23 protein-coding genes are annotated in these 17,622 nt (G+C 67.5%); 14 read left to right on the forward strand and 9 right to left on the reverse strand.

Annotated elements, in window-relative coordinates:
• The first annotated feature begins 13 nt into the window (after positions 1 to 13).
• The 10 genes from QMN23_RS14905 (at position 14) to QMN23_RS14950 (ending at position 10,076) form a co-directional block, all read left to right on the forward strand.
• Positions 14 to 406: an FxsA family protein gene (locus QMN23_RS14905; protein WP_282000123.1), complete on the forward strand. Its 393-nt coding sequence runs from the start codon at positions 14 to 16 to the stop codon at positions 404 to 406.
• A gap of 124 nt (positions 407 to 530) precedes the next feature.
• Positions 531 to 2,933 (forward strand): phosphoenolpyruvate synthase, encoded by a 2,403-nt coding sequence (ppsA, locus tag QMN23_RS14910; protein WP_282000124.1) that lies wholly within the window; start codon positions 531 to 533, stop codon positions 2,931 to 2,933.
• A gap of 42 nt (positions 2,934 to 2,975) precedes the next feature.
• Positions 2,976 to 4,214, forward strand: coding sequence for an HlyD family secretion protein (locus QMN23_RS14915; protein ID WP_282000125.1), 1,239 nt, complete (start codon positions 2,976 to 2,978; stop codon positions 4,212 to 4,214).
• Positions 4,215 to 4,247: 33 nt separating this feature from the next.
• Complete coding sequence (locus QMN23_RS14920) at positions 4,248 to 5,393, forward strand: potassium channel family protein (protein ID WP_282000126.1); 1,146 nt, start codon at positions 4,248 to 4,250, stop codon at positions 5,391 to 5,393.
• Between the two features lie 59 nt (positions 5,394 to 5,452).
• Positions 5,453 to 6,169, forward strand: a complete 717-nt coding sequence (locus tag QMN23_RS14925) for an SDR family oxidoreductase (RefSeq protein WP_282000127.1) — start codon at positions 5,453 to 5,455, stop codon at positions 6,167 to 6,169.
• A gap of 103 nt (positions 6,170 to 6,272) precedes the next feature.
• Positions 6,273 to 7,064, forward strand: a complete 792-nt coding sequence (locus tag QMN23_RS14930) for an amino acid ABC transporter substrate-binding protein (protein WP_282000128.1) — start codon at positions 6,273 to 6,275, stop codon at positions 7,062 to 7,064.
• Positions 7,065 to 7,126: 62 nt separating this feature from the next.
• On the forward strand, positions 7,127 to 8,140 hold the full coding sequence (locus QMN23_RS14935; protein ID WP_282000129.1) for an ABC transporter permease subunit: 1,014 nt from the start codon (positions 7,127 to 7,129) through the stop codon (positions 8,138 to 8,140).
• Positions 8,127 to 8,903: an amino acid ABC transporter ATP-binding protein gene (locus tag QMN23_RS14940; protein WP_282000130.1), complete on the forward strand. Its 777-nt coding sequence runs from the start codon at positions 8,127 to 8,129 to the stop codon at positions 8,901 to 8,903. Before QMN23_RS14935 ends, QMN23_RS14940 begins: the two co-directional genes overlap by 14 nt.
• A 94-nt stretch (positions 8,904 to 8,997) precedes the next feature.
• The gene (locus QMN23_RS14945; RefSeq protein ID WP_282000131.1) at positions 8,998 to 9,606 is read left to right on the forward strand and encodes a MarC family protein; all 609 of its coding nucleotides are present in this window, start codon (positions 8,998 to 9,000) and stop codon (positions 9,604 to 9,606) included.
• Between the two features lie 14 nt (positions 9,607 to 9,620).
• A complete protein-coding gene (locus QMN23_RS14950; protein ID WP_282000132.1) occupies positions 9,621 to 10,076 on the forward strand; it encodes an acyl-CoA thioesterase in 456 nt (151 codons plus the stop codon).
• Between the two features lie 9 nt (positions 10,077 to 10,085).
• On the opposite strand, the gene QMN23_RS14955 is transcribed toward QMN23_RS14950, so the two are convergent.
• From QMN23_RS14955 to QMN23_RS14990, 8 genes are all read right to left on the reverse strand, one after another.
• Complete coding sequence (locus QMN23_RS14955; RefSeq protein WP_282000133.1) at positions 10,086 to 10,673, reverse strand: TIGR00730 family Rossman fold protein; 588 nt, start codon at positions 10,671 to 10,673, stop codon at positions 10,086 to 10,088.
• 34 nt (positions 10,674 to 10,707) lie between these two features.
• Positions 10,708 to 11,619 (reverse strand): ROK family protein, encoded by a 912-nt coding sequence (locus QMN23_RS14960; protein ID WP_282000134.1) that lies wholly within the window; start codon positions 11,617 to 11,619, stop codon positions 10,708 to 10,710.
• Positions 11,616 to 11,981 (reverse strand): translation initiation factor Sui1, encoded by a 366-nt coding sequence (locus tag QMN23_RS14965; RefSeq protein ID WP_282000135.1) that lies wholly within the window; start codon positions 11,979 to 11,981, stop codon positions 11,616 to 11,618. The genes QMN23_RS14960 and QMN23_RS14965 overlap by 4 nt, the downstream gene beginning before the upstream one ends.
• Positions 11,978 to 12,211, reverse strand: coding sequence for a hypothetical protein (locus tag QMN23_RS14970; RefSeq protein WP_282000136.1), 234 nt, complete (start codon positions 12,209 to 12,211; stop codon positions 11,978 to 11,980). Before QMN23_RS14970 ends, QMN23_RS14965 begins: the two co-directional genes overlap by 4 nt.
• 101 nt (positions 12,212 to 12,312) lie before the next feature.
• Entirely contained in the window at positions 12,313 to 13,248 is a 936-nt protein-coding gene (locus QMN23_RS14975) for a YceI family protein (RefSeq protein WP_282000137.1), read from the reverse strand.
• Positions 13,248 to 13,553: a putative quinol monooxygenase gene (locus tag QMN23_RS14980; RefSeq protein WP_282000138.1), complete on the reverse strand. Its 306-nt coding sequence runs from the start codon at positions 13,551 to 13,553 to the stop codon at positions 13,248 to 13,250. Before QMN23_RS14980 ends, QMN23_RS14975 begins: the two co-directional genes overlap by 1 nt.
• 40 nt (positions 13,554 to 13,593) lie before the next feature.
• Positions 13,594 to 14,163 (reverse strand): class I SAM-dependent methyltransferase, encoded by a 570-nt coding sequence (locus QMN23_RS14985; RefSeq protein WP_282000139.1) that lies wholly within the window; start codon positions 14,161 to 14,163, stop codon positions 13,594 to 13,596.
• Positions 14,164 to 14,201: 38 nt separating this feature from the next.
• Positions 14,202 to 14,435: a hypothetical protein gene (locus QMN23_RS14990; RefSeq protein WP_282000140.1), complete on the reverse strand. Its 234-nt coding sequence runs from the start codon at positions 14,433 to 14,435 to the stop codon at positions 14,202 to 14,204.
• Between the two features lie 257 nt (positions 14,436 to 14,692).
• Between QMN23_RS14990 and QMN23_RS14995 the strand changes: the two genes are divergently transcribed.
• The 4 genes from QMN23_RS14995 (at position 14,693) to QMN23_RS15010 (ending at position 16,723) form a co-directional block, all read left to right on the forward strand.
• Positions 14,693 to 15,022 (forward strand): hypothetical protein, encoded by a 330-nt coding sequence (locus QMN23_RS14995; RefSeq protein WP_282000141.1) that lies wholly within the window; start codon positions 14,693 to 14,695, stop codon positions 15,020 to 15,022.
• Positions 15,023 to 15,026: 4 nt separating this feature from the next.
• Positions 15,027 to 15,605 (forward strand): glycine zipper family protein, encoded by a 579-nt coding sequence (locus QMN23_RS15000; protein ID WP_282000142.1) that lies wholly within the window; start codon positions 15,027 to 15,029, stop codon positions 15,603 to 15,605.
• A gap of 51 nt (positions 15,606 to 15,656) precedes the next feature.
• Positions 15,657 to 16,142 carry a Spy/CpxP family protein refolding chaperone gene (locus tag QMN23_RS15005; RefSeq protein ID WP_282000143.1) on the forward strand — a complete coding sequence of 162 codons (486 nt, stop codon included), beginning with the start codon at positions 15,657 to 15,659 and terminating at the stop codon, positions 16,140 to 16,142.
• Between the two features lie 125 nt (positions 16,143 to 16,267).
• A complete protein-coding gene (locus tag QMN23_RS15010; protein WP_282000144.1) occupies positions 16,268 to 16,723 on the forward strand; it encodes a hypothetical protein in 456 nt (151 codons plus the stop codon).
• A gap of 98 nt (positions 16,724 to 16,821) precedes the next feature.
• Here the strand turns inward: QMN23_RS15010 and QMN23_RS15015 are convergent, their stop codons facing one another.
• Positions 16,822 to 17,607 carry an amidohydrolase family protein gene (locus QMN23_RS15015; protein ID WP_282000145.1) on the reverse strand — a complete coding sequence of 262 codons (786 nt, stop codon included), beginning with the start codon at positions 17,605 to 17,607 and terminating at the stop codon, positions 16,822 to 16,824.
• Between the last annotated feature and the right edge of the window lie 15 nt (positions 17,608 to 17,622).

Consider the following 17,622-nt stretch of genomic DNA (forward strand, 5'->3'; position numbering starts at 1 on the left):
CGCCACATCAATCATGCTGCTCAGACTCTTTCTACTCTTCACTATCATCCCGGTCGTTGAACTGTACCTGCTGATCAGGGTCGGCCGGCTGATCGGTGCCCTGCCGACGGTAGCGCTGATCCTGGCCATCAGCATGGCCGGCGCCTGGCTCGTCCGCGCCCAGGGGTTCGCCATCCTCGGCCGCATCCAGACCGAACTCGCCCAGGGCCGGATTCCCGCCGGCGAGCTGCTCGATGGCGCCCTGGTCCTGGCCGGCGGCATTCTCCTCCTCACCCCCGGCTTCTTCACCGATTTCCTCGGTCTTTTCTTCCTCACCCCGCCGACCCGGCGGATCATCAAGCAGTTCCTCGGCCTCTGGCTCCAGCGCAAGCTCGCCTCCGGCCAGTTCGTCATCCGCCGTTTCTGACGCTCCCCACGGCCTTCTCGCCGCCGGTTTGCAGTCCCTCCGGATTGCGGTACTCTATTAGCGGTGCCCATTCGGAAACAGCCGCCAGGACACCGACCGCACCCTGAATCGAAAGGGGGCAACCATGGCCTATGTCCGCTGGTTTGCCGACACCACCATCGACGATGTCCCGCTGGTCGGCGGGAAAAACGCCTCGCTCGGCGAAATGTATCGGGAACTCCGGCCGCTCGGGGTAAAAATCCCCAACGGCTTCGCCGTCACCGCTGCCGCATACTGGCATCTGGTCCGGTCGGCGGGCATCCTCCCCGAGATGAAACGGCTGCTGGCCGACTTTGCCAAGGAGGACGTCACCGACCTCGCCGCCCGCGGCCGCCGGCTCCGGGAACTGATCTACGGCGCCCCGCTGCCGGACGACCTGGCGGCGGAGATCGTCGCCGCCTACCGGCAGCTCTGCGCCGAATACGGCGACGACTGCGATGTGGCGGTCCGGAGCAGCGCCACCGCCGAAGACCTCCCCACCGCCTCATTTGCCGGTCAACAGGAAACCTACCTCAACATCCGCGGGACCGTTCAGCTGCTGGACGCCTGCCGCCGCTGCTTCGCTTCGCTCTTCACCGACCGGGCCATCTCCTACCGGATCGACCAGGGATTCGACCATTTCAAGGTCGGGCTCTCGATCGGCATCATGAAGATGGTCCGCTCGGACCTGGCGGCGAGCGGCGTCATCTTCACCCTCGACACCGAGACCGGCTTCCGGGAGACGATCCTGGTCACCGGCGCCTACGGCCTCGGCGAAAACGTGGTCCAGGGGGCGGTCAACCCGGACGAGTTCACCGTCTTAAAGCCGACTCTCCGCCAGGGATTCCGGCCAATCGTCCGCCGGACCCTCGGCGCCAAGAAGATCCGGATGATTTACGGCAGCGGCACCTCCAAGGTCCTGACCCGCAACGTGGAAGTCCCCAAGGCCGAGCGGCGGCGCTTCTGCATCAGCGACGACGAGGTCCTGGCGCTGGCCCGGGCCGCCCTGTTGATCGAGGAGCACTACTCACGGCGGGCCGGCCACGAGATGCCGATGGACATCGAATGGGCGAAGGACGGCCAGAGCGGCGAACTGTTCATCGTCCAGGCCCGCCCGGAAACGGTCCAGTCCCAGAAGCGGCTCGACACCCTGGAAACCTTCGTCCTGGAACGGAAAGGCGAGGTGCTCTGCAGCGGCACCGGGGTCGGCGAAAAGATCGCCGCCGGCCCGGCCCGGGTAATCACCGACGTTCAGCATCTGAACGAGTTCCGCCCCGGCGAGGTGCTGGTGGCCGACACCACCACCCCCGACTGGGAGCCGGTGATGAAAACCGCCGCCGCCGTCGTCACCAACCGCGGCGGGCGGACCTGCCACGCCGCCATTGTCAGCCGCGAACTCGGCATCCCTTCGGTGGTCGGTACCGTCAACGGCACCGAACGGCTCGCCACCGGCCGGCCGGTGACCGTCTGCTGCGCCGAGGGGGAAATCGGCAAGATTTACGACGGCATCCTCCCCTTCCGGGTCGACCGGCTCGACCTGGCCGGGATGAAACGCCCACGGACGAAGATCATGATGAACCTCGGCAACCCGGAAGAGGCCTTCTCGCTCTGCCGCATCCCCAACGACGGCGTCGGCCTGGCCCGGATGGAGTTCATCATCACCAATCACATCAAGATTCACCCGATGGCGCTGGTCCACCCGGAACGGGTGGCCGACGAAGGGGCCCGGCGGGAGATCGACCTCCTCACCGCCGGCTCCCCCGACAAGCCCTCCTTCTTCGTCGCGAAACTGGCCGAGGGGATCGGCACCATCGCCGCCGCCTTCTTCCCCAAGCCGGTGATCGTCCGGATGAGCGACTTCAAGACCAACGAATACGCCATGCTTCTCGGCGGCCGGGATTTCGAGCCGCGGGAGGAAAACCCGATGATCGGCTTCCGCGGCGCCTCCCGCTATTACGACGAGCGCTACCGGGAAGGGTTCGCCCTGGAGTGCCGGGCGCTTTTGCGGGTCCGGCGGGAGATGGGGCTCGGCAACGTCATTCCGATGATCCCCTTCTGCCGGCGGGTCGAGGAGGCGGAAAAGGTCCTCGCCGAGATGGCGGCCAACGGCCTCGTCCGGGGCGAGGAGGGGCTCGAAGTCTACGTGATGTGCGAGATCCCCAACAACGTGATCATGATCGACGAATTCTCGCAACTCTTCGACGGCTTTTCCATCGGCTCCAACGACCTGACCCAGCTCACCCTCGGCGTCGACCGCGACTCGGTCCTGGTGGCGCACGTCTTCGACGAGCGGGACCCGGGAGTGATGCGGCTGATCGCCGAGACGGTGGCCGGAGCGCGCCGCAACGGCCGGCACAGCGGCATCTGCGGCCAGGCGCCAAGCGATTATCCGGAATTCGCCGCTTTTCTGGTACGCGAGGGGATCGATTCCATCTCCCTCAATCCCGACTCGCTGATGAAAATCTCGTTGCGGGTGCTGGAGATGGAGGCGACCGCCGACCGCGGTTAGCGGCGCGGCAAGGCGGCAGAGCACCCTGACGGGCGGAGGGCCATGGACCAGGAGACGAAAGACAGGCAACCGGTGCCGCCGAACGGCACCGACAATGCGGCGCCGGCGCCCCGGCCGCGGCTGCAACGCCGGGCGCGGATCGCCCTGGCGATCGTGGCAACGGCCCTGATCCTGGCCAGCGCCGTCTTCTGGTGGTATTCGAGCCACTGGGCGAGCACGGACGATGCCCAGGTGGACGGCCATCTCAATCCGATCAGCGCCCGGGTCTCCGGTCACGTCATCAGGGTGAACGTCGAGGACAACCAGTTCGTCAAGGCGGGAACGGTGCTGGTGGAGATCGACCCGACCGATTACCGGGTCGCCCGTGACCGGGCGCGGGCCGACTATGCCACTGCTGCGGCCGAAGCCACCGCCGCCCTGGCCGCCGTACCGATCACTGCGGTCAGCAGCGCCGGCCGACTGGCCACCGCCGGCGCCCAGGTCGACAACGCCCGGGCGGGGGTGACCGCAGCAGAGAAACGGCTGGCGGCAGCCGAAGCGCAGCTCCGCGAGGCCGAGGCAAAGGACGCCCGAGCCCAGGCCGACCTGACCCGCTACCGGCCGCTCGTCAGCCGGGACGTCATCTCCCATCAACAGTTCGACCAGACGCTGGCGGCGGCCAAGTCGGCAGCGGCGGCCGTCGATGCCGCCCGGGCCACCGCCAACGTGGCCCGCCAGGAAGTGACCCAGGCCGGCGACCGGCTCGCCCAGGCCCGGGCCGAGCTGCGGACGGCCCAGACCGCCCCGCAGCAGGTGACCGTTTCCCGTTCGCGGGCCACCGCTGCCGTAGCGACCGCCCAGCGGGCCAAGGCCGCCCTGGAGCAGGCGGAGCTCAATCTCCGTTACACCACGATAACTGCCCCGGTCGACGGCATCGTCGGCCGTAAATCGGCGGAGGTGGGGCAAAACGTCGAGCCGGGGCAGGTACTGCTCGTCCTGGTGCCGACCGACGATATCTGGGTCACCGCCAATTTCAAGGAAAACCAGCTGCGGCGGCTTCGGCCGGGACAACGGGTCCGGATTTCCGTCGATGCCTACGACCGGACCTACGACGGCTTTGTGGAAAGCATCGGCGGCGCCAGCGGTGCCCGCTTCAGCCTTTTCCCCCCGGAGAACGCCACCGGCAACTACGTCAAGGTGGTACAGCGAATTCCGGTCCGGATCAGGTTTGCCCGCGGCCAGGACCGGGAGCACCTCCTCCGCCCCGGCATGTCGGTAGTGCCGAAAGTGCGGGTGCGCTGACGTGCCGCCCCGCAGCAACTTCAGGGAGGCGCCGTGACCATCGTGGCGGCCATCGTCGGGACAGCGCTGGTACTGCTGGTTCTCTGGGAAGGGTTCGAAACGATCATTCTCCCCCGGCGGGTGACCCGCCGCTTTCGCCTGACCCGGCTCTTCTACCGGCTGACTTGGCTTCCCTGGACGACGGCAGTGCGCCGGCTGGCGCCGGCCCGTGACCGGGAAACCTACCTGAGCTACTTCGGCCCGCTGTCGCTCTTCCTGCTGATCACCGTCTGGGCGGTGACGCTGATCGCCGGTTTCGCGCTGATCTACTGGGCCAACGGTTCGGCCATCGTCGGCAGCGACGGCAGTTCGGGGTTCTTCAGCGATCTCTACCTGAGCGGCACGACCTTTTTCACCCTCGGGCTCGGCGACGTCACCCCGCGCACCACCCTGGCCCGGACGCTGACCGTCACCGAGGCGGGGATGGGCTTTGCCTTCCTGGCGATGATCATCAGTTACCTGCCGGCGCTCAACCAGTCGTTCTCCCGCCGGGAGGTGAGCATTTCGCTGCTCGACGCCCGGGCCGGTTCCCCCCCCACCGCCGCCGAGCTGCTCCGCCGCCATGCCGGTGAGCAGGGTCTGCAGGCGCTCCAGCACCTGTTCCACGAATGGGAGGGGTGGGCGGCCGAATTCCTCGAAAGCCACCTCTCCTATCCGGTGCTGGCCTATTTCCGCTCCCAGCACGACAACCAGTCGTGGCTGGCCGCCCTGACCGCGGTCCTCGACGCCACGGCGCTGGTGATGGTCGGCCTGGAAGGGGCCTGCCAGCGCCAGGCCCGGCTGACCTTCGCCATGGCCCGCCACGCCATGGCCGATCTTTCGGTGGTCTTCCGCGTCACGCCGCGGGAGGGGGAACCGGACCGTCTGCCGGCGGAGCGACTGGCCCGGCTGCGGGACGAACTGGCGGCGGCGGGGCTGCAACTGCGGCGGGGGAGCGACGCCGATCGGGAACTGGCGGAGCTGCGCCGGCTCTACGAGCCGTACCTGCTGGCCCTCGGCCGCCGGCTGCTGATCACCATCCCGCCGTGGCTCGCCGACCACCGCCGCAGCGACAACTGGCAGGCCGATCCGTGGGATCGCCGCAGCAGGCGCGGCCACCGGCCGGCAAAGGCCGTCGGCGACGCCGAAGAGCATTTCTGAGCGAGAGGCGCGACCCCGGCCGCTGATCCGGCGCCCGCCTTCGGAGAAAGGAGCAGACGATGAAACTGGCCGGAACAACCGTAGTGATTATCGGCGGCAGTTCGGGGATGGGGCTCGCCACCGCCCGGGCGGCGGTCGCCGAGGGGGCGGCGGTACTGATCGCCAGCCGCTCGGAAGAAAAGCTGGGCCGGGCGGCCGACGAGATCGACGGCGAGGTAACGACCCGGGTCGTCGACGTCACCCGGGAAGAGCAGCTGAAGAACTTCTTTGCCGAAGTGGGCGATTTCGATCACCTGGCGGTCACCGCGGCCACCGGCGCCACCGGGCCGTTTTTCGACCTCGACACCGCCACCGTCCAGGGGGTCTTCGCCAGCAAGTTCTGGGGACAGTACTTCGCCGTCAAGTACGGCGCGCCGTGGGTACGCGAAGGGGGCTCGATCACCCTCTTTTCGGGGGTCGCCGCCGCCCGGCCGGTAGCCGGGATGTCGACCTATGCCGCGATCAACGGCGCCGTCGAAGCGCTCTGCCGGGCGCTGGCGGTGGAACTGGCGCCGCTCCGGATCAACACCGTCTCCCCGGGACTGATCGACACCCCCGCCTACGAGGGGATGACGCCCCACGACCGGAAGGCGCTCTTCGAGATGGTGGCGGAGCGGGTGCCCGCCCGGCGGGTCGGCCGCGCCGAAGACGCCGCACAGGCGGTAATGTCGCTGATGAAAAACGGCTACGTCACCGGCACGGTGATGACCGTTGACGGCGGCTACCGGATCGCCTGACGCCGAAGGCTTGACGCCCCCCCGTTTTTCTGCAATAATCCGCGTTCGGCAATGCTAAATAGTTGTTCCATGGTGTTAAATTCTTTCTAACGAGGTGCCGAACGTGAAAAAACTGACTCTGCTGTTCACCTGTGCCCTGCTCGTGGCGCTCACCGCAACCGCCTTTGCCGCCGACTCTTCCTGGAACCGGGTCAAGGCCGCCGGGAAACTGGTCATCGGTCTCGATGACGCCTTCCCGCCGATGGGCTACCGCGACGCCAACGGCAAACTGATCGGCTTCGACGTCGACGCCGCCGAGACGGTCGGTAAACGGCTCGGCATCACCATCGAGTGGCAACCGACCGCCTGGGACGGCGTGATCCATTCGCTCAACGCCAAGAAGTTCGACTGCATCTGGAACGGGATGACCATCACCCCCGAGCGGGCCAAGGAAGTCGCCTTCACCAAGCCGTACGTCATGGACGGCCAGGTGGCGATCGTCCGCTTCACCGAAAAGCGCTTCAAGGGGATCAAGGATCTGAAGAACGTCAAGGTCGGCGCCCAGAAGGGCTCCTCGGCGCTGAGCGCTGTCAAGAAGCTGCCGACCGCCCCGACCGAGCTGAAAGAGTATGAAGACAATCCGAAGGCGCTCCTCGACCTGGAGGCCGGGCGGATCGACGTGGTGGTGATCGACAACGTCACCGGCCGCGATTTCATCGCCAAGCGCCCCGGCCAGTTCAAGATCCTCCCCGGCTTCATCAGCAAAGAGCCGTTCGGCGTCGCTTTCCGCAAGGAAGACAAGGCGCTCCGCGCCAAGGTCCAGAAGACCCTCGACCAGATGGTCAAGGACGGCACCATGGCGAAGATTTCCCGCAAGTGGTTCGCCGAAGACATCACCAATCCGAAGAAATGGTAGCAGGCCGGCGGCGAAGGGCTCCGCGGCCCTTCGCCTGTCGCCGACAGGATCAAGGACCAACGATGAGAATGTTGCTCAGCAGGGTCGCCACGGCCCTGCTTTTTTTGTGGATGACGGCCGTGCCGGCGCTGGCCGGGCCGGCGAACTACGACCAGCTGTTCCGCCAGGCCAACGACCTGATGGGCCAGGGGAACCTCGACGCTGCGATCACGGTACTGAAGCAGGTGCCGCCGCCGGGCCCCGGCGAAGAAGGCGACGCCTTCGTCCGGAGCCGAATGCAGATCGGCCGGCTCCAGTTCGCCGAAAAGGATTACCGCGATGCCCTCGCCGCGGCCCGCGAAGTGCTGGCCCGCTACCCGGACAACAGCGAGGCGAAGAACTTCGTCGCCTCGGTGCAGGAGGTGCAGGAACCGCGCTGGGTGGCCTTCCTCAAGGACAGCCTCCGCTTCCTCCCCCGCCTGCTCAAGGGGGCGATGATGACCCTGCTGCTGGTCCTCTGCACCATGCTGGTCTCCCCCCTCGGCGGACTGTTGATAGCCCTCGGCCGAATCAGCACCTTCCGGCCGCTGTCGGCGCTTTGCTGGTTCGTCATCTGGCTGTTCCGCGGCACGCCGCTCCTGTTGCAGCTCTTCTTCATCTACTACGGCCTCCCCGCCTTCGGCATCACCCTCAAGCCGCTGACGGCGGCGGTCATCGGCCTCGGTCTCAACTACTCCGCCTACCTGGGCGAGATCATCCGCGGCGCCATCCAGAGCATCGACCGGGGGCAGACCGAAGCGGCCAAGGCGCTCGGCATGACCTACGGCCAAGCGATGCGCCGGGTGATCATCCCCCAGACCTACAAGCGGCTGATGCCGCCGATCGGCAACGAATTCATCGCCCTGATCAAAGACACCGCCCTGGTGTCGACCATCGCCATGGTGGAGCTGATGCGCTCGGCCGATCAGCTGTTCAACACCTACTTCAACGTGACCGCACTGGTGCTGGCAGCGCTGATCTACCTCGCCTTCACCACCGTCTTCACCTTCATCTTCGAGAAGATCGAGTATCGGGCAGGGATCTATGAACACCGTTAGCGCGCCGCTCATCGAACTTACCGGCATCACCAAACGCTTCAAGGGGCTCACCGCGGTCAACGGGGTGAACCTGGCCGTCCAGCCCGGCGAGAAGCTGGTCATCATCGGCCCCTCCGGCTCGGGGAAATCGACCCTGCTCCGCTCGATCAACTTCCTCGAAGAGATCGACGAGGGGACGATCCGCTTCGAGGGGCAGGAGGTCGGCTACCACCACCGCCACGGCAAGCTCCACCTGGACAAGCAGCAGGTCATCTGCGCCCTGCGGGCCGAGATCGGCATGGTCTTCCAGCACTTTCACCTCTTCCCCCACCTGACGGTACTCGGCAACGTCATGGAGGGGCCGCTGACCGTCCAGCGGAAGAGCCGCGCCGAGGCCCGGGAGATCGCCCTGGCGATGCTCGCCAAGGTCGGACTGACCGACAAGCGCGACGTCTACCCGGCAACCCTCTCCGGCGGCCAGAAGCAGCGGGTGGCCATCGCCCGCGCCATCGCCATGCGGCCGAAGCTGATGCTCTTCGACGAGCCGACCTCGGCGCTCGACCCCGAGCTGGTGGGGGAGGTCTTCGATACCATCCACGCCCTGGCCGACGAAGGGATGACGATGATCATCGTCACTCACCACATGGGCTTCGCCCGGGAGCTGGCCGACCGGGTCATCTTCATGGAGGGGGGGAACTTCCTGGCGGAGGGGACCCCCGGCGAATTCTTCGCCGCCGGGATGAACAACGAGCGGGTCCAGAGCTTCCTCAACCGGATTCTCTGACCGGCATCGATGCCACCCTGCCCCTCTCCCATCGAGGGAAAGGGCGCAATACGGCAGCGTAACGACCTTTGCCTTTTTGCCCGAACGGAGTTCCATGACAATCTATCTCAACTTTTTCATCGCTGTCTGGCTGAAGTTCTTCTTCCTGCTGACGCCGTTCTTCGTCATGTCGGTCTTCCTGTCGATGACCAAGGAGCTGACGCCGCGGGAGCGACGGCGCCTCGCCCTGAAGGTGACCGGCGCCGTGCTGGTCACCTGCTTCACCCTCTATTTCTTCGGCAACCACCTCTTCTCCCTCTTCGGCATCACTATCGACTCGTTCCGGATCGGCGCCGGCGCCCTGCTCTTCCTCTCGGCGGTGCAAATGGTCCAGGGGAACGTGGCGGTAACCGCCGGCGAAGGGGAACATGATATCGCAGTGGTACCGCTGGCGATCCCGGTCACCGTCGGCCCGGCCACCACCGGCGCCCTGCTGGTAATGGGGGCCGAACTGCAGGGGGCGTGGCAGATGGTGATCGGCTGCGCGGCGCTGGCCGCCGCCATCCTCTGCATCGGCGGCCTCCTCGCCTCGGCGGCCTCGATCGAGCACGTGATCGGCAAGCGGGGGATCGTCATTCTCAGTAAGCTGACCGGGCTGATGCTGGCGGCGATCGCCGCCCAGATCATCCTGACCGGGATCAGGAGTTTTCTCGCCAGCAAGTAACCGGGGAGGACGGAATGGAAAAGGTTGGAGAAGAGCAGGCATGCCGCTGGACCCTGATCGATACCCTGCTGCCGAAGGATACCAACCCGGCCGGCGACATCTTCGGCGGGGTGCTGATGAGCCTGATGGACAAAGCGGCGGCGGTGATCGCCTGGCGCCATGTCCGGCAGGAAGTGGTCACCGCCGGCGCCGAGGGCATCGCCTTCCTCCGCCCGGTGCGGGTCGGCGAGGTGGTCAAGGTGCGGGCGCGGATCGTCTGTACCGGCCGGACCTCCCTCGAGCTGGCGGTCACCGTCGAGGCGGAGAACGTCTTCACCGGCGAGAGCCAGCTGGCGGCGCGCGGTTTTTTCACCATGGTCGCCCTCGACGAGACGGGGCGGCCGACCCCGGTGCCGCAGTGGGAGCCCCGCGACGACGAAGAGCGGCAACTCCGGGACGAGTCCCTGGCGCGCCGGGCGAAGCGGGGTTGAGCGCCGGCCTCAGACCTGGGCCGGCTTGAGCACCTTTTCCACCGTCGGCGAGCGGTAGGCGGCAAACAGCGCCAGCAGCTCCGCCGGCCGATGGGCAGCCAGGAGCATCCCCCGCTGTTCCCGCCGGACGAACCCTTCGACCACCGCCTGGTCGACGAAGGCGAGCAGGCGGTCGTAATACCCCGCCACGTTGAGCAGGCCGCACGGTTTGCAGTGCATACCGAGCTGCCCCCAGGTCAGCACCTCGAAGAACTCCTCGAAAGTCCCCATCCCCCCCGGCAGGGCGATGAAGCCGTCGCACAGCTCGGCCATCAGCGCTTTCCGCTGGTGCATGGTATCGACCACGTGCAGTGCCGTCAGCCCCGGATGGGCCAGCTCTTTCTCCTGCAAGAGCCGGGGGATCACCCCGATCACCTCGCCCCCCGCCGCCAGGGCGCTGTCGGCCACCGTCCCCATCAGGCCGACGCTGGCGCCGCCGTAGACGACGCCGATCTCCCGCCGGGCCAGGAACTCTCCCAGCTCCGCCGCCGCTGCCCGGTAATCGGCCAGGTTCCCCATGCTGGAACCGCAAAAAACGCAGAGTCGCCGCACTGTCATCTTAATCCTTCCTTCCGTCGTTACGTTGTTGCCTTCACCGGCCGATCCAGGCCGCGCCGAACACCCCCGCCGCGTCCCCCAGCTCGTTTTTCAGGATCGGGGTCCGCAGCGCATCGTGGAAGGCGTAGTGGCGCACCCGTTCCACCCCGGCCGTGTAGAGTTCGTCGATCTGCGACAGACCGCCCCCCAGCACTACCGCGTCGGGATCGAGAATCGAGATCAGCCCGCCGAGGCAACGGCCGAAATCGTCGAGAAAGCGGGTGAAGGTCGCCGCGCAGCGGGGTTCGCCGGCCCGGGCCCCGGCGACGATCGCCGCCATGGTGAGCCGCTCGCCGTAGGCGGCGGCAAAGGCCCGCTCCACCCCCGAGCCGCTGATCTTGGTCTCCACGCACCCCCGGTTGCCGCAATAACACGGCGCGCCGGCGGGGTCGACGGCAAAGTGCCCCCACTCGCCGGCAATCCGGTGCGGCCCCTCGCGGACCTCGCCGGCGATGCAGAGCCCGCCGCCGCAACCGGTCCCGATGATCACCCCGAACACCAGGCCGTACCCCCGCCCCGCCCCCTGGCGGCATTCGGCCATGGCAAAACAGTCGGCGTCGTTGCGCACCCCCACCGACCGGCCGAGGAGCCCCTCCAGGTCCCGCTGCAGCGGCTGGCCGATCAGGCACGTGGAGTTGGCGTTCCGCACCAGGCCGCTGACCCGGTCGAGGGAGCCGGGGATACCGACGCCGACGCGGTACGGCGCCCCTACCGGCACCGACGCCGCCAGCCCGGCGACCAGCCCGGCGGTCGCCTCGAGCACCGGCCGGTAGCCGCTGCCGGCCGGCGAGACGATCCGTCGGCGCTCGCACTCCCCGCCGTCCGGCGCCAGAAGCAGCGCCTCGATCTTGCTCCCGCCGAGGTCGATACCGATCCGATACGGCGCCCCGTTCTCCCGGCCGCTCATCCGCCGGCCCGCTTCGCCTGGTAGCCGCGCTTGCCCAGCTCGGCCACCAGCAGTTCGGCGAAATCGCCCTGGATTTCGATAACCCCGTCCTTGACCGTGCCGCCGGTGCCGCAGCGTCGCTTCAGATCGCCGGCCAGTGTCTTGAGCGCAGCGTCGTCCAGCGGCACCCCGAGGACCACCGTCACCGTCTTGCCGCCCCGCCCCTTGCTCTCGCGCCGGACCCGGACGATGCCGTCGCCGGCGGGACGCGCCGCTCCCTTGCGGCAGCTGCAGGCGGCCACCGCCTTGCCGCAGCCGGGACAGACCCGGCCCAGCTCCGACGACCAGACCAGCGGGGTATCGCCCGTGCCCCGTTTGTTCATGGCGTCCTCCGGGCAACCCGGCGGCCGAAGTCGCGCCCGACGCGGAAACCGAGCAGCGCCAGCGGCCAGGCGTGCCAGCAGAGGTCGAAGATATCGATCGGCCGGTGCAGATCGCCGTTCAGCAGCAGCCGGGACTTTTCCACCAGGTGGGGTTCGGGGTAAAAGGGAGCGAAACCGAGCAGCAGCGCCAGCGGCAGCAGCAGCCGGTAATCCAGCAGGGAGCGCATCATGACAGATCCTTTCGCCGGCAAGGTGACGGGCAGCGCCCGAACTCCTTCAGGCTACCCGAACCGGCGGCGCCAGGCAAGTGTTTGTACGCGGCTGCCGGGGCTCAGGCAGCGACGATGCGCAGCTGGATGCTGATCGGCTCGAAGACGGCGTGCATGCCGAGGTGTTCGAAAAAGCGGGCTGAGCCGTAGTTGACGTTCCAGCGGGTCCGGTCGAGGTCGAAGTGGGCCTCGGCCACCAGGGTGCCGTCGGCGGTCCGGGCGACCGTCGCCCAGAAGCTCTGCTCGGCCTTGACGCCGCGCAGTTCGAGGATGCCGTGCAGCTGGTAGTTGGGGACGGTAACGAACGGCTCGGCGACCATGCTGGAACCGAGGATGCTGAAGCGGGCCCGGGGAAAGAGGCTGGTGAAGAAAAAATCGTCGGAATTCAGGTGGGCGTGCAGCACCGGCTGCCACTCGCTCCCGTCGAGGTCGACGTTGCGGATCGAGGTCATGTCGAGCTCGCAGCTGCCGGTGATCGTCCCGTCGCTGACGGCGATCTCGCCGCGGCTGATCCCGACGAAACCGTGATGGCGGGAATTGACGTTGCGACCTGCCCACTCGACGGTGCTTCGCTGCGGATCGATCCGGTAGCGGCCGTCGGCGAGCGCCAGCATGGTGCCGGGATCGCCGCTGGCGGCGCCCTCCTCTCCCGCCAGCGACTGACCGGCGCCGCACCATGCCTCCAGGCCGCCGAGCAGGATCGCCAGATTGCGGTAGCCGGCCCGGTCGAGCTTTTCCGCTGCCGTCAGGGCGTCGAGGGTGGCGGCACCGGCACCGTAGAGGACGATCTCCGCCGCCGGATCGTCGGTGATCGCCCGGACCTGGTCAAGAAAGGTCACCTCGAAAATGCAGGCATTCCCAGCGTTCGGCAGATGAACGGCAGCAAAATGCTCCCGCGGCAGCACGTCGACGAGAAAAAGCGGCCGCCCCGCACCGAGCCGGTGGATAAGGTCGGCCGGCGACAGGTGCGGGAACGGCTGGACCGGTTCCGGCTTCATCACGCCTCCTGCAAGACCTTGAGCGACACCCCGGCCACCAGCTCCTTGACCCGCTCGCGGTAGGCCAGCATGTGTGGCGTCGCCAGATGGGCCTGGAGTGCGGCGACGCTCTCCCAGCGCTCGATGAGCGTCACCAGCGCGCCGTCCAGCTCCTGGGCGGCGAGGCCGGCGTCGATATCGACCGTCGGCAGATAGTCGAAGCACCCCGACTCCGCCCGGACCGTCGGCACATTCGCCTTGAGCACCGAGAGGAATTCCTCCCGGCAGCCGGGCTTCACCCGGATCGAGGCAATAACGCTGATCATCTCTCCTCCATAAGACATAAAATACCGGCCGGGCCGGCGCTCACCCCCTGACGAACAGCGACAGGTAGTTATAGGGGCCGAGCTCCACGGTCCGGGTCAGCCGGAAGGAGTGGGGCCGCAGCCGCTCCTCCAGCTCGGCCGGCGCCAGCCGGATGGCGACCGGCGGGCCGGGCGGCCCGTCGATCTTCTTGAATTCCACTACCGCCAGCACCCCTGCCGGCTTCAGCACCCGCTCGACTTCCCGCAGCGCCCGGTCGTCCACCCGCTCCTGGATGAAATCGTGGAGCACCGTCGCCAGCAGACAAAGGTCCACGGCGGCATCGGGCACCGGCAGCTTCTTGCCGACATCGGCCACCGCCGCCTCGATGCTCCGCAGCCCGCGGGACTCGCCCGCCTCCCGCAACGCCTCGATCCCCTCCCGCCAGAGGTCCACCGCGTAAATCTTCGCCGCCGGGCCGAGCCGCTCGGCGGCGGCCAGGGCGTAGGCGCCGCGGCCGCAGGCCACGTCGAGGAGGACCATATCTTCCTGCAGATCAAGTTCGGCAAACAACCGCTCACTGTCAATCAGATCGAAACTGCTCTTGCCGGCGGCAAGGGGTTTGTGGGACACGAGGCAATCCTTTCGTCATCAATAATGGTGGGCGCCGTTCAGGGTTCCTCCTGGTCGGTGACCACATGAGGAAACCCCTCGTGGTGCACGGCCCGTTCCACCTGGGCCCCGCCCTCGGCCCGGCCCAGGTGGGGGAAGTGTTCGTGGTGGACGGTGGCCGGACGCTCGGCGACAATCGCCTGGCAGGACCCGCAATAGAACCCTTCAGCTCTCAGTTCGGCCGTTCCGCTCCCGCACGAGGGACAGGCCATCGTTTCGGCAGTATTTCCCATGGCGCACCTCCTGTCAATAGTTGCCGTCGAACCGGATAGGATGAAGTATAGCAGAGGGGAATCAAAGGAAAAGGGCTTCACAAAACCTTACAGACTCTTTACCCACACTTACATGCCCGGTGGTTATGCTTGTTTCATCGACCGGTGCGCTGGTGGCATTTTTCCCGGTCAACCGGATCGGCCGCCGACCGTTTATCGCCAGTAAGCGGTCGCCGGAGCGGCGGCCGGATTCGAGGTCAGGAAGGAGGATACCCGTTATGAAAAGGAGCTCGCTGATTCTTCTGGCGGCCATCGGACTGCTGCTCGCCACGACCCTGACCAGCCAGGCCCACGTTCGCGGCCGCATCTGGATCGGGCCGGGCTGGGGCCCCTGGTGGGGGGCGCCTTACCCCTACTACGCGCCACCGGTCATCGTCCAGCAGCAACCGCCACCGGTCTACGTGGAGCCGGCGCCCCGGGAGCAGGAAGAGCAGAATTACTGGTATTACTGCCAGGAGCCGCCGGGATACTACCCCTATGTGAAACAGTGCCCCGGCGGCTGGCTGAAGGTGGTGCCGAAGACGACCCCGCCAGATCAGGAGGAGTGACATCATGAGAAAAGCATCATACCGCCGCTGGTCACTCGTGCTGGCGCTGGCGCTCGGCGGCTGCGCCACCATGCCGTCCGGGCCGAGCGTGGCGGTAATGCCCGGCTCCGGCAAAACCTTCACCCAGTTCCAGACCGACGACGCCCTCTGCCGGCAATGGGCCGGCCAGCGGCTCGGCATGGCCAGCCCGGACGATGCCAACCGGAATACCGCCACCGGCTCGGTGGTCGGCACGGTTCTCGGCGCCGGCCTCGGCGCGGCCCTTGGCGCCGCTTCCGGCCACGCCGGCGCCGGCGCGGCCATCGGCGCCGGCACCGGGCTGCTGCTCGGCACGGCCGCCGGCGCCAATGCTGACCAGGTCTCCGGCTGGGAGGCCCAGCGCCGCTACGACATCGCCTACGAGCAGTGCATGTACGCCAAGGGGAACCAGATTCCCGGCGCCAGCGGCCGGACCCCCCGGAGCCGGCGGTTCATCCCGCCGCCACCGCCGCCGGACTGGAGCTATCCGGCACCGGAAAGCGCCAATCCGCCGACTGGCAGCGCTTACCCGCCACCGAATACGCCACCGCCGGCGGGCTATTGACCAACCCGGTCCGCTCGGGACCGGCTTCACCCGAAAAAAGGAGACCACCAGATGAAACGGAAAGCAGCAGTGATTGCCATGACCGCCACCCTGATCGGCGCCAGCCTCGCCGGCGGTGCCTTCGCCTCGACACCCGACGCCGCCACCGACGCCCCGCGGCAGATGAACTGTCGCAAACACGGCCACGACTTCATGGCCAAGTGGGCCAAGGCCCTCGACCTGACCGCCGACCAGCAGAGCCGGATCAAGGCGCTGGTCGAGGCGGAACGGCAAAGCACCGCCCCGCTCCACAAGCAGCTCGCCGAGGGGCGCAAGGACCTCCGCCAGGCCCTGCAGCCGGCGACCTTCAACGAGGCGGCGGCCCGCTCGCTCCTCGCCAGCCAGGCCGGAGTGCGAGCCGACCTGGTCATCGCCCACGCCAAACTGCGGCAGCAGATTTTTGCCCTGCTGACCCCGGCGCAGCAGCAGGAAGCGGCCAAACTCCGCGACCTGATGGGAGGCCCGGAAAGAGGCCACCACCGCCGCGGTGGCTGGTAAATGGCCGCGCAACCGGCAGCCAGCTGAACATCACCGCCCAAGCACCGGAGGGGCGGCCGACGGCCGCCCCCCTCTTCTCCGCCCATCGCATCGCCGGGAGCGGAACAGCCGGAAAGGAACCAACCATGTTGAAAAAACTGCTTGCCACCACCATCTGCCTGGGGAGCCTGCCGGTTGCCGCGGCCCATGCCGGCACCTCGATCAGCGTCAACATCAACCCGCCGGCAATGGTCGTCGCCGCGCCGCCGGCGGCCGTGGCCGTCGTCCCGCCGCGGGTCGCCTTCCGCCGCGCCCCCCGCTTCATCTTCGCCCCAACGCTCGGTTTCTACGTCGCGGTGGAGACCCCCTACAACCTGATCTATCTCGACGGCCGCTACTTCCTCCGCGACGGCCGCTTCTGGTACGGCGCCCCCTATTACAACGGGCCGTGGGTGCGAGTGCGGGGACGGGAGCTGCCGCCGGGGCTGCGCCGGTTCCGCGCCGAGGAGATCCGCCACCACCGCGACACGGAATACCGCGCCTTCCGGGAAGACCGGGAGCATTACCGCGGCCGCTGGTACACCCCCGACGACCGCCGCTAGGGGGTCTGCCGGGCTGAGGGAATCGCAGGGAAAAAACGGTCGGTCGAGAACAGATTTCCGGAAATTGAGCGCAAATAGTGGACCTATTTGTCGAAAATTTACGGGGATATGGTTGAGGAACGGGCCGGCCCGGCGTAGAAACGGGCGGCGTTGTCGTAGAACACCTGCCGGGCCCGCTCTTCGCCGAGGGTGTCGACGACGAGAGTGAAATCGTCGTCGGCATAGGGGCGCGGCGCCCGGGTGGAGGGGAGATCGGTGCCAAACAGCAACGCCTCGGGGTTGGCGGCATCGAGCTCCCGCAGCGCCGTCCGGACGTCGAAATCGACCCGGCCGAAGCCGGTCGCCTTGACCCGCACCCCCTGCTCGGCCAGCCTGAGGAGGGCGCCGAAACCGTCCCGGGCAAGCCCGAGGTGATCGATACTCACCGCCGGCAGCGCTGCCAGGGTCGCCGCCAGTCCCGCCAGCTCCCGCGAATCGACGTACAATTCCACATGCCACCCCACCAGGTCGTAGACCCGCCGCGCCATCCGGTCAAGCTGGCCGACCTCCTCGGAACCGCCGCGCTTGAGGTTGAAGCGAACCGCCCGAACCCCGACCCGGTCGAGGTCGAGCAGCTCGGCATCGGTCACCGTCGCCGGCAGCTGGGTCACCCCGACGAAGGTCGGGCCGAGTTGCCTGAGGGCCGCCACCAGGTACTGTTGGTCGAAAGCCTGGAACGAGCCGGAGACCACCGCGCCGCCGGCAAGGGTGTAGCCCGCCATCCGGGCCAGGTAGTCGGCAGCGGTGAATGCGTCCGGCAGGTAGCCGTTGTTGGCGACCAGCGGGAAGCACCGGTCGATGATATGGAGATGGGCATCGAAGAGTTTGAAGTGTCGCCGCGCCATTAAAACCTCCGTCGA

It is taken from the genome of Geotalea uraniireducens (assembly GCF_027943965.1).
GTDB classification, from domain to species: Bacteria; Desulfobacterota; Desulfuromonadia; order Geobacterales; family Geobacteraceae; genus Geobacter; species Geobacter uraniireducens.

What these genes read in the sequence shown, in the direction of transcription:
- QMN23_RS14905 (WP_282000123.1), top strand. Translation starts at nt 14, where the DNA reads ATGCTGCTCAGACTCTTTCTACTCTTCACTATCATCCCGGTCGTTGAA.
- ppsA (WP_282000124.1), top strand. Translation starts at nt 531, where the DNA reads ATGGCCTATGTCCGCTGGTTTGCCGACACCACCATCGACGATGTCCCG.
- QMN23_RS14915 (WP_282000125.1), top strand. Translation starts at nt 2,976, where the DNA reads ATGGACCAGGAGACGAAAGACAGGCAACCGGTGCCGCCGAACGGCACC.
- QMN23_RS14925 (WP_282000127.1), top strand. Translation starts at nt 5,453, where the DNA reads ATGAAACTGGCCGGAACAACCGTAGTGATTATCGGCGGCAGTTCGGGG.
- QMN23_RS14935 (WP_282000129.1), top strand. Translation starts at nt 7,127, where the DNA reads ATGAGAATGTTGCTCAGCAGGGTCGCCACGGCCCTGCTTTTTTTGTGG.
- QMN23_RS14940 (WP_282000130.1), top strand. Translation starts at nt 8,127, where the DNA reads ATGAACACCGTTAGCGCGCCGCTCATCGAACTTACCGGCATCACCAAA.
- QMN23_RS14945 (WP_282000131.1), top strand. Translation starts at nt 8,998, where the DNA reads ATGACAATCTATCTCAACTTTTTCATCGCTGTCTGGCTGAAGTTCTTC.
- QMN23_RS14950 (WP_282000132.1), top strand. Translation starts at nt 9,621, where the DNA reads ATGGAAAAGGTTGGAGAAGAGCAGGCATGCCGCTGGACCCTGATCGAT.
- QMN23_RS14955 (WP_282000133.1), bottom strand. Translation starts at nt 10,673, where the DNA reads ATGACAGTGCGGCGACTCTGCGTTTTTTGCGGTTCCAGCATGGGGAAC.
- QMN23_RS14960 (WP_282000134.1), bottom strand. Translation starts at nt 11,619, where the DNA reads ATGAGCGGCCGGGAGAACGGGGCGCCGTATCGGATCGGTATCGACCTC.
- QMN23_RS14965 (WP_282000135.1), bottom strand. Translation starts at nt 11,981, where the DNA reads ATGAACAAACGGGGCACGGGCGATACCCCGCTGGTCTGGTCGTCGGAG.
- QMN23_RS14970 (WP_282000136.1), bottom strand. Translation starts at nt 12,211, where the DNA reads ATGATGCGCTCCCTGCTGGATTACCGGCTGCTGCTGCCGCTGGCGCTG.
- QMN23_RS14975 (WP_282000137.1), bottom strand. Translation starts at nt 13,248, where the DNA reads ATGAAGCCGGAACCGGTCCAGCCGTTCCCGCACCTGTCGCCGGCCGAC.
- QMN23_RS14980 (WP_282000138.1), bottom strand. Translation starts at nt 13,553, where the DNA reads ATGATCAGCGTTATTGCCTCGATCCGGGTGAAGCCCGGCTGCCGGGAG.
- QMN23_RS14990 (WP_282000140.1), bottom strand. Translation starts at nt 14,435, where the DNA reads ATGGGAAATACTGCCGAAACGATGGCCTGTCCCTCGTGCGGGAGCGGA.
- QMN23_RS14995 (WP_282000141.1), top strand. Translation starts at nt 14,693, where the DNA reads ATGAAAAGGAGCTCGCTGATTCTTCTGGCGGCCATCGGACTGCTGCTC.
- QMN23_RS15000 (WP_282000142.1), top strand. Translation starts at nt 15,027, where the DNA reads ATGAGAAAAGCATCATACCGCCGCTGGTCACTCGTGCTGGCGCTGGCG.
- QMN23_RS15005 (WP_282000143.1), top strand. Translation starts at nt 15,657, where the DNA reads ATGAAACGGAAAGCAGCAGTGATTGCCATGACCGCCACCCTGATCGGC.
- QMN23_RS15010 (WP_282000144.1), top strand. Translation starts at nt 16,268, where the DNA reads ATGTTGAAAAAACTGCTTGCCACCACCATCTGCCTGGGGAGCCTGCCG.
- QMN23_RS15015 (WP_282000145.1), bottom strand. Translation starts at nt 17,607, where the DNA reads ATGGCGCGGCGACACTTCAAACTCTTCGATGCCCATCTCCATATCATC.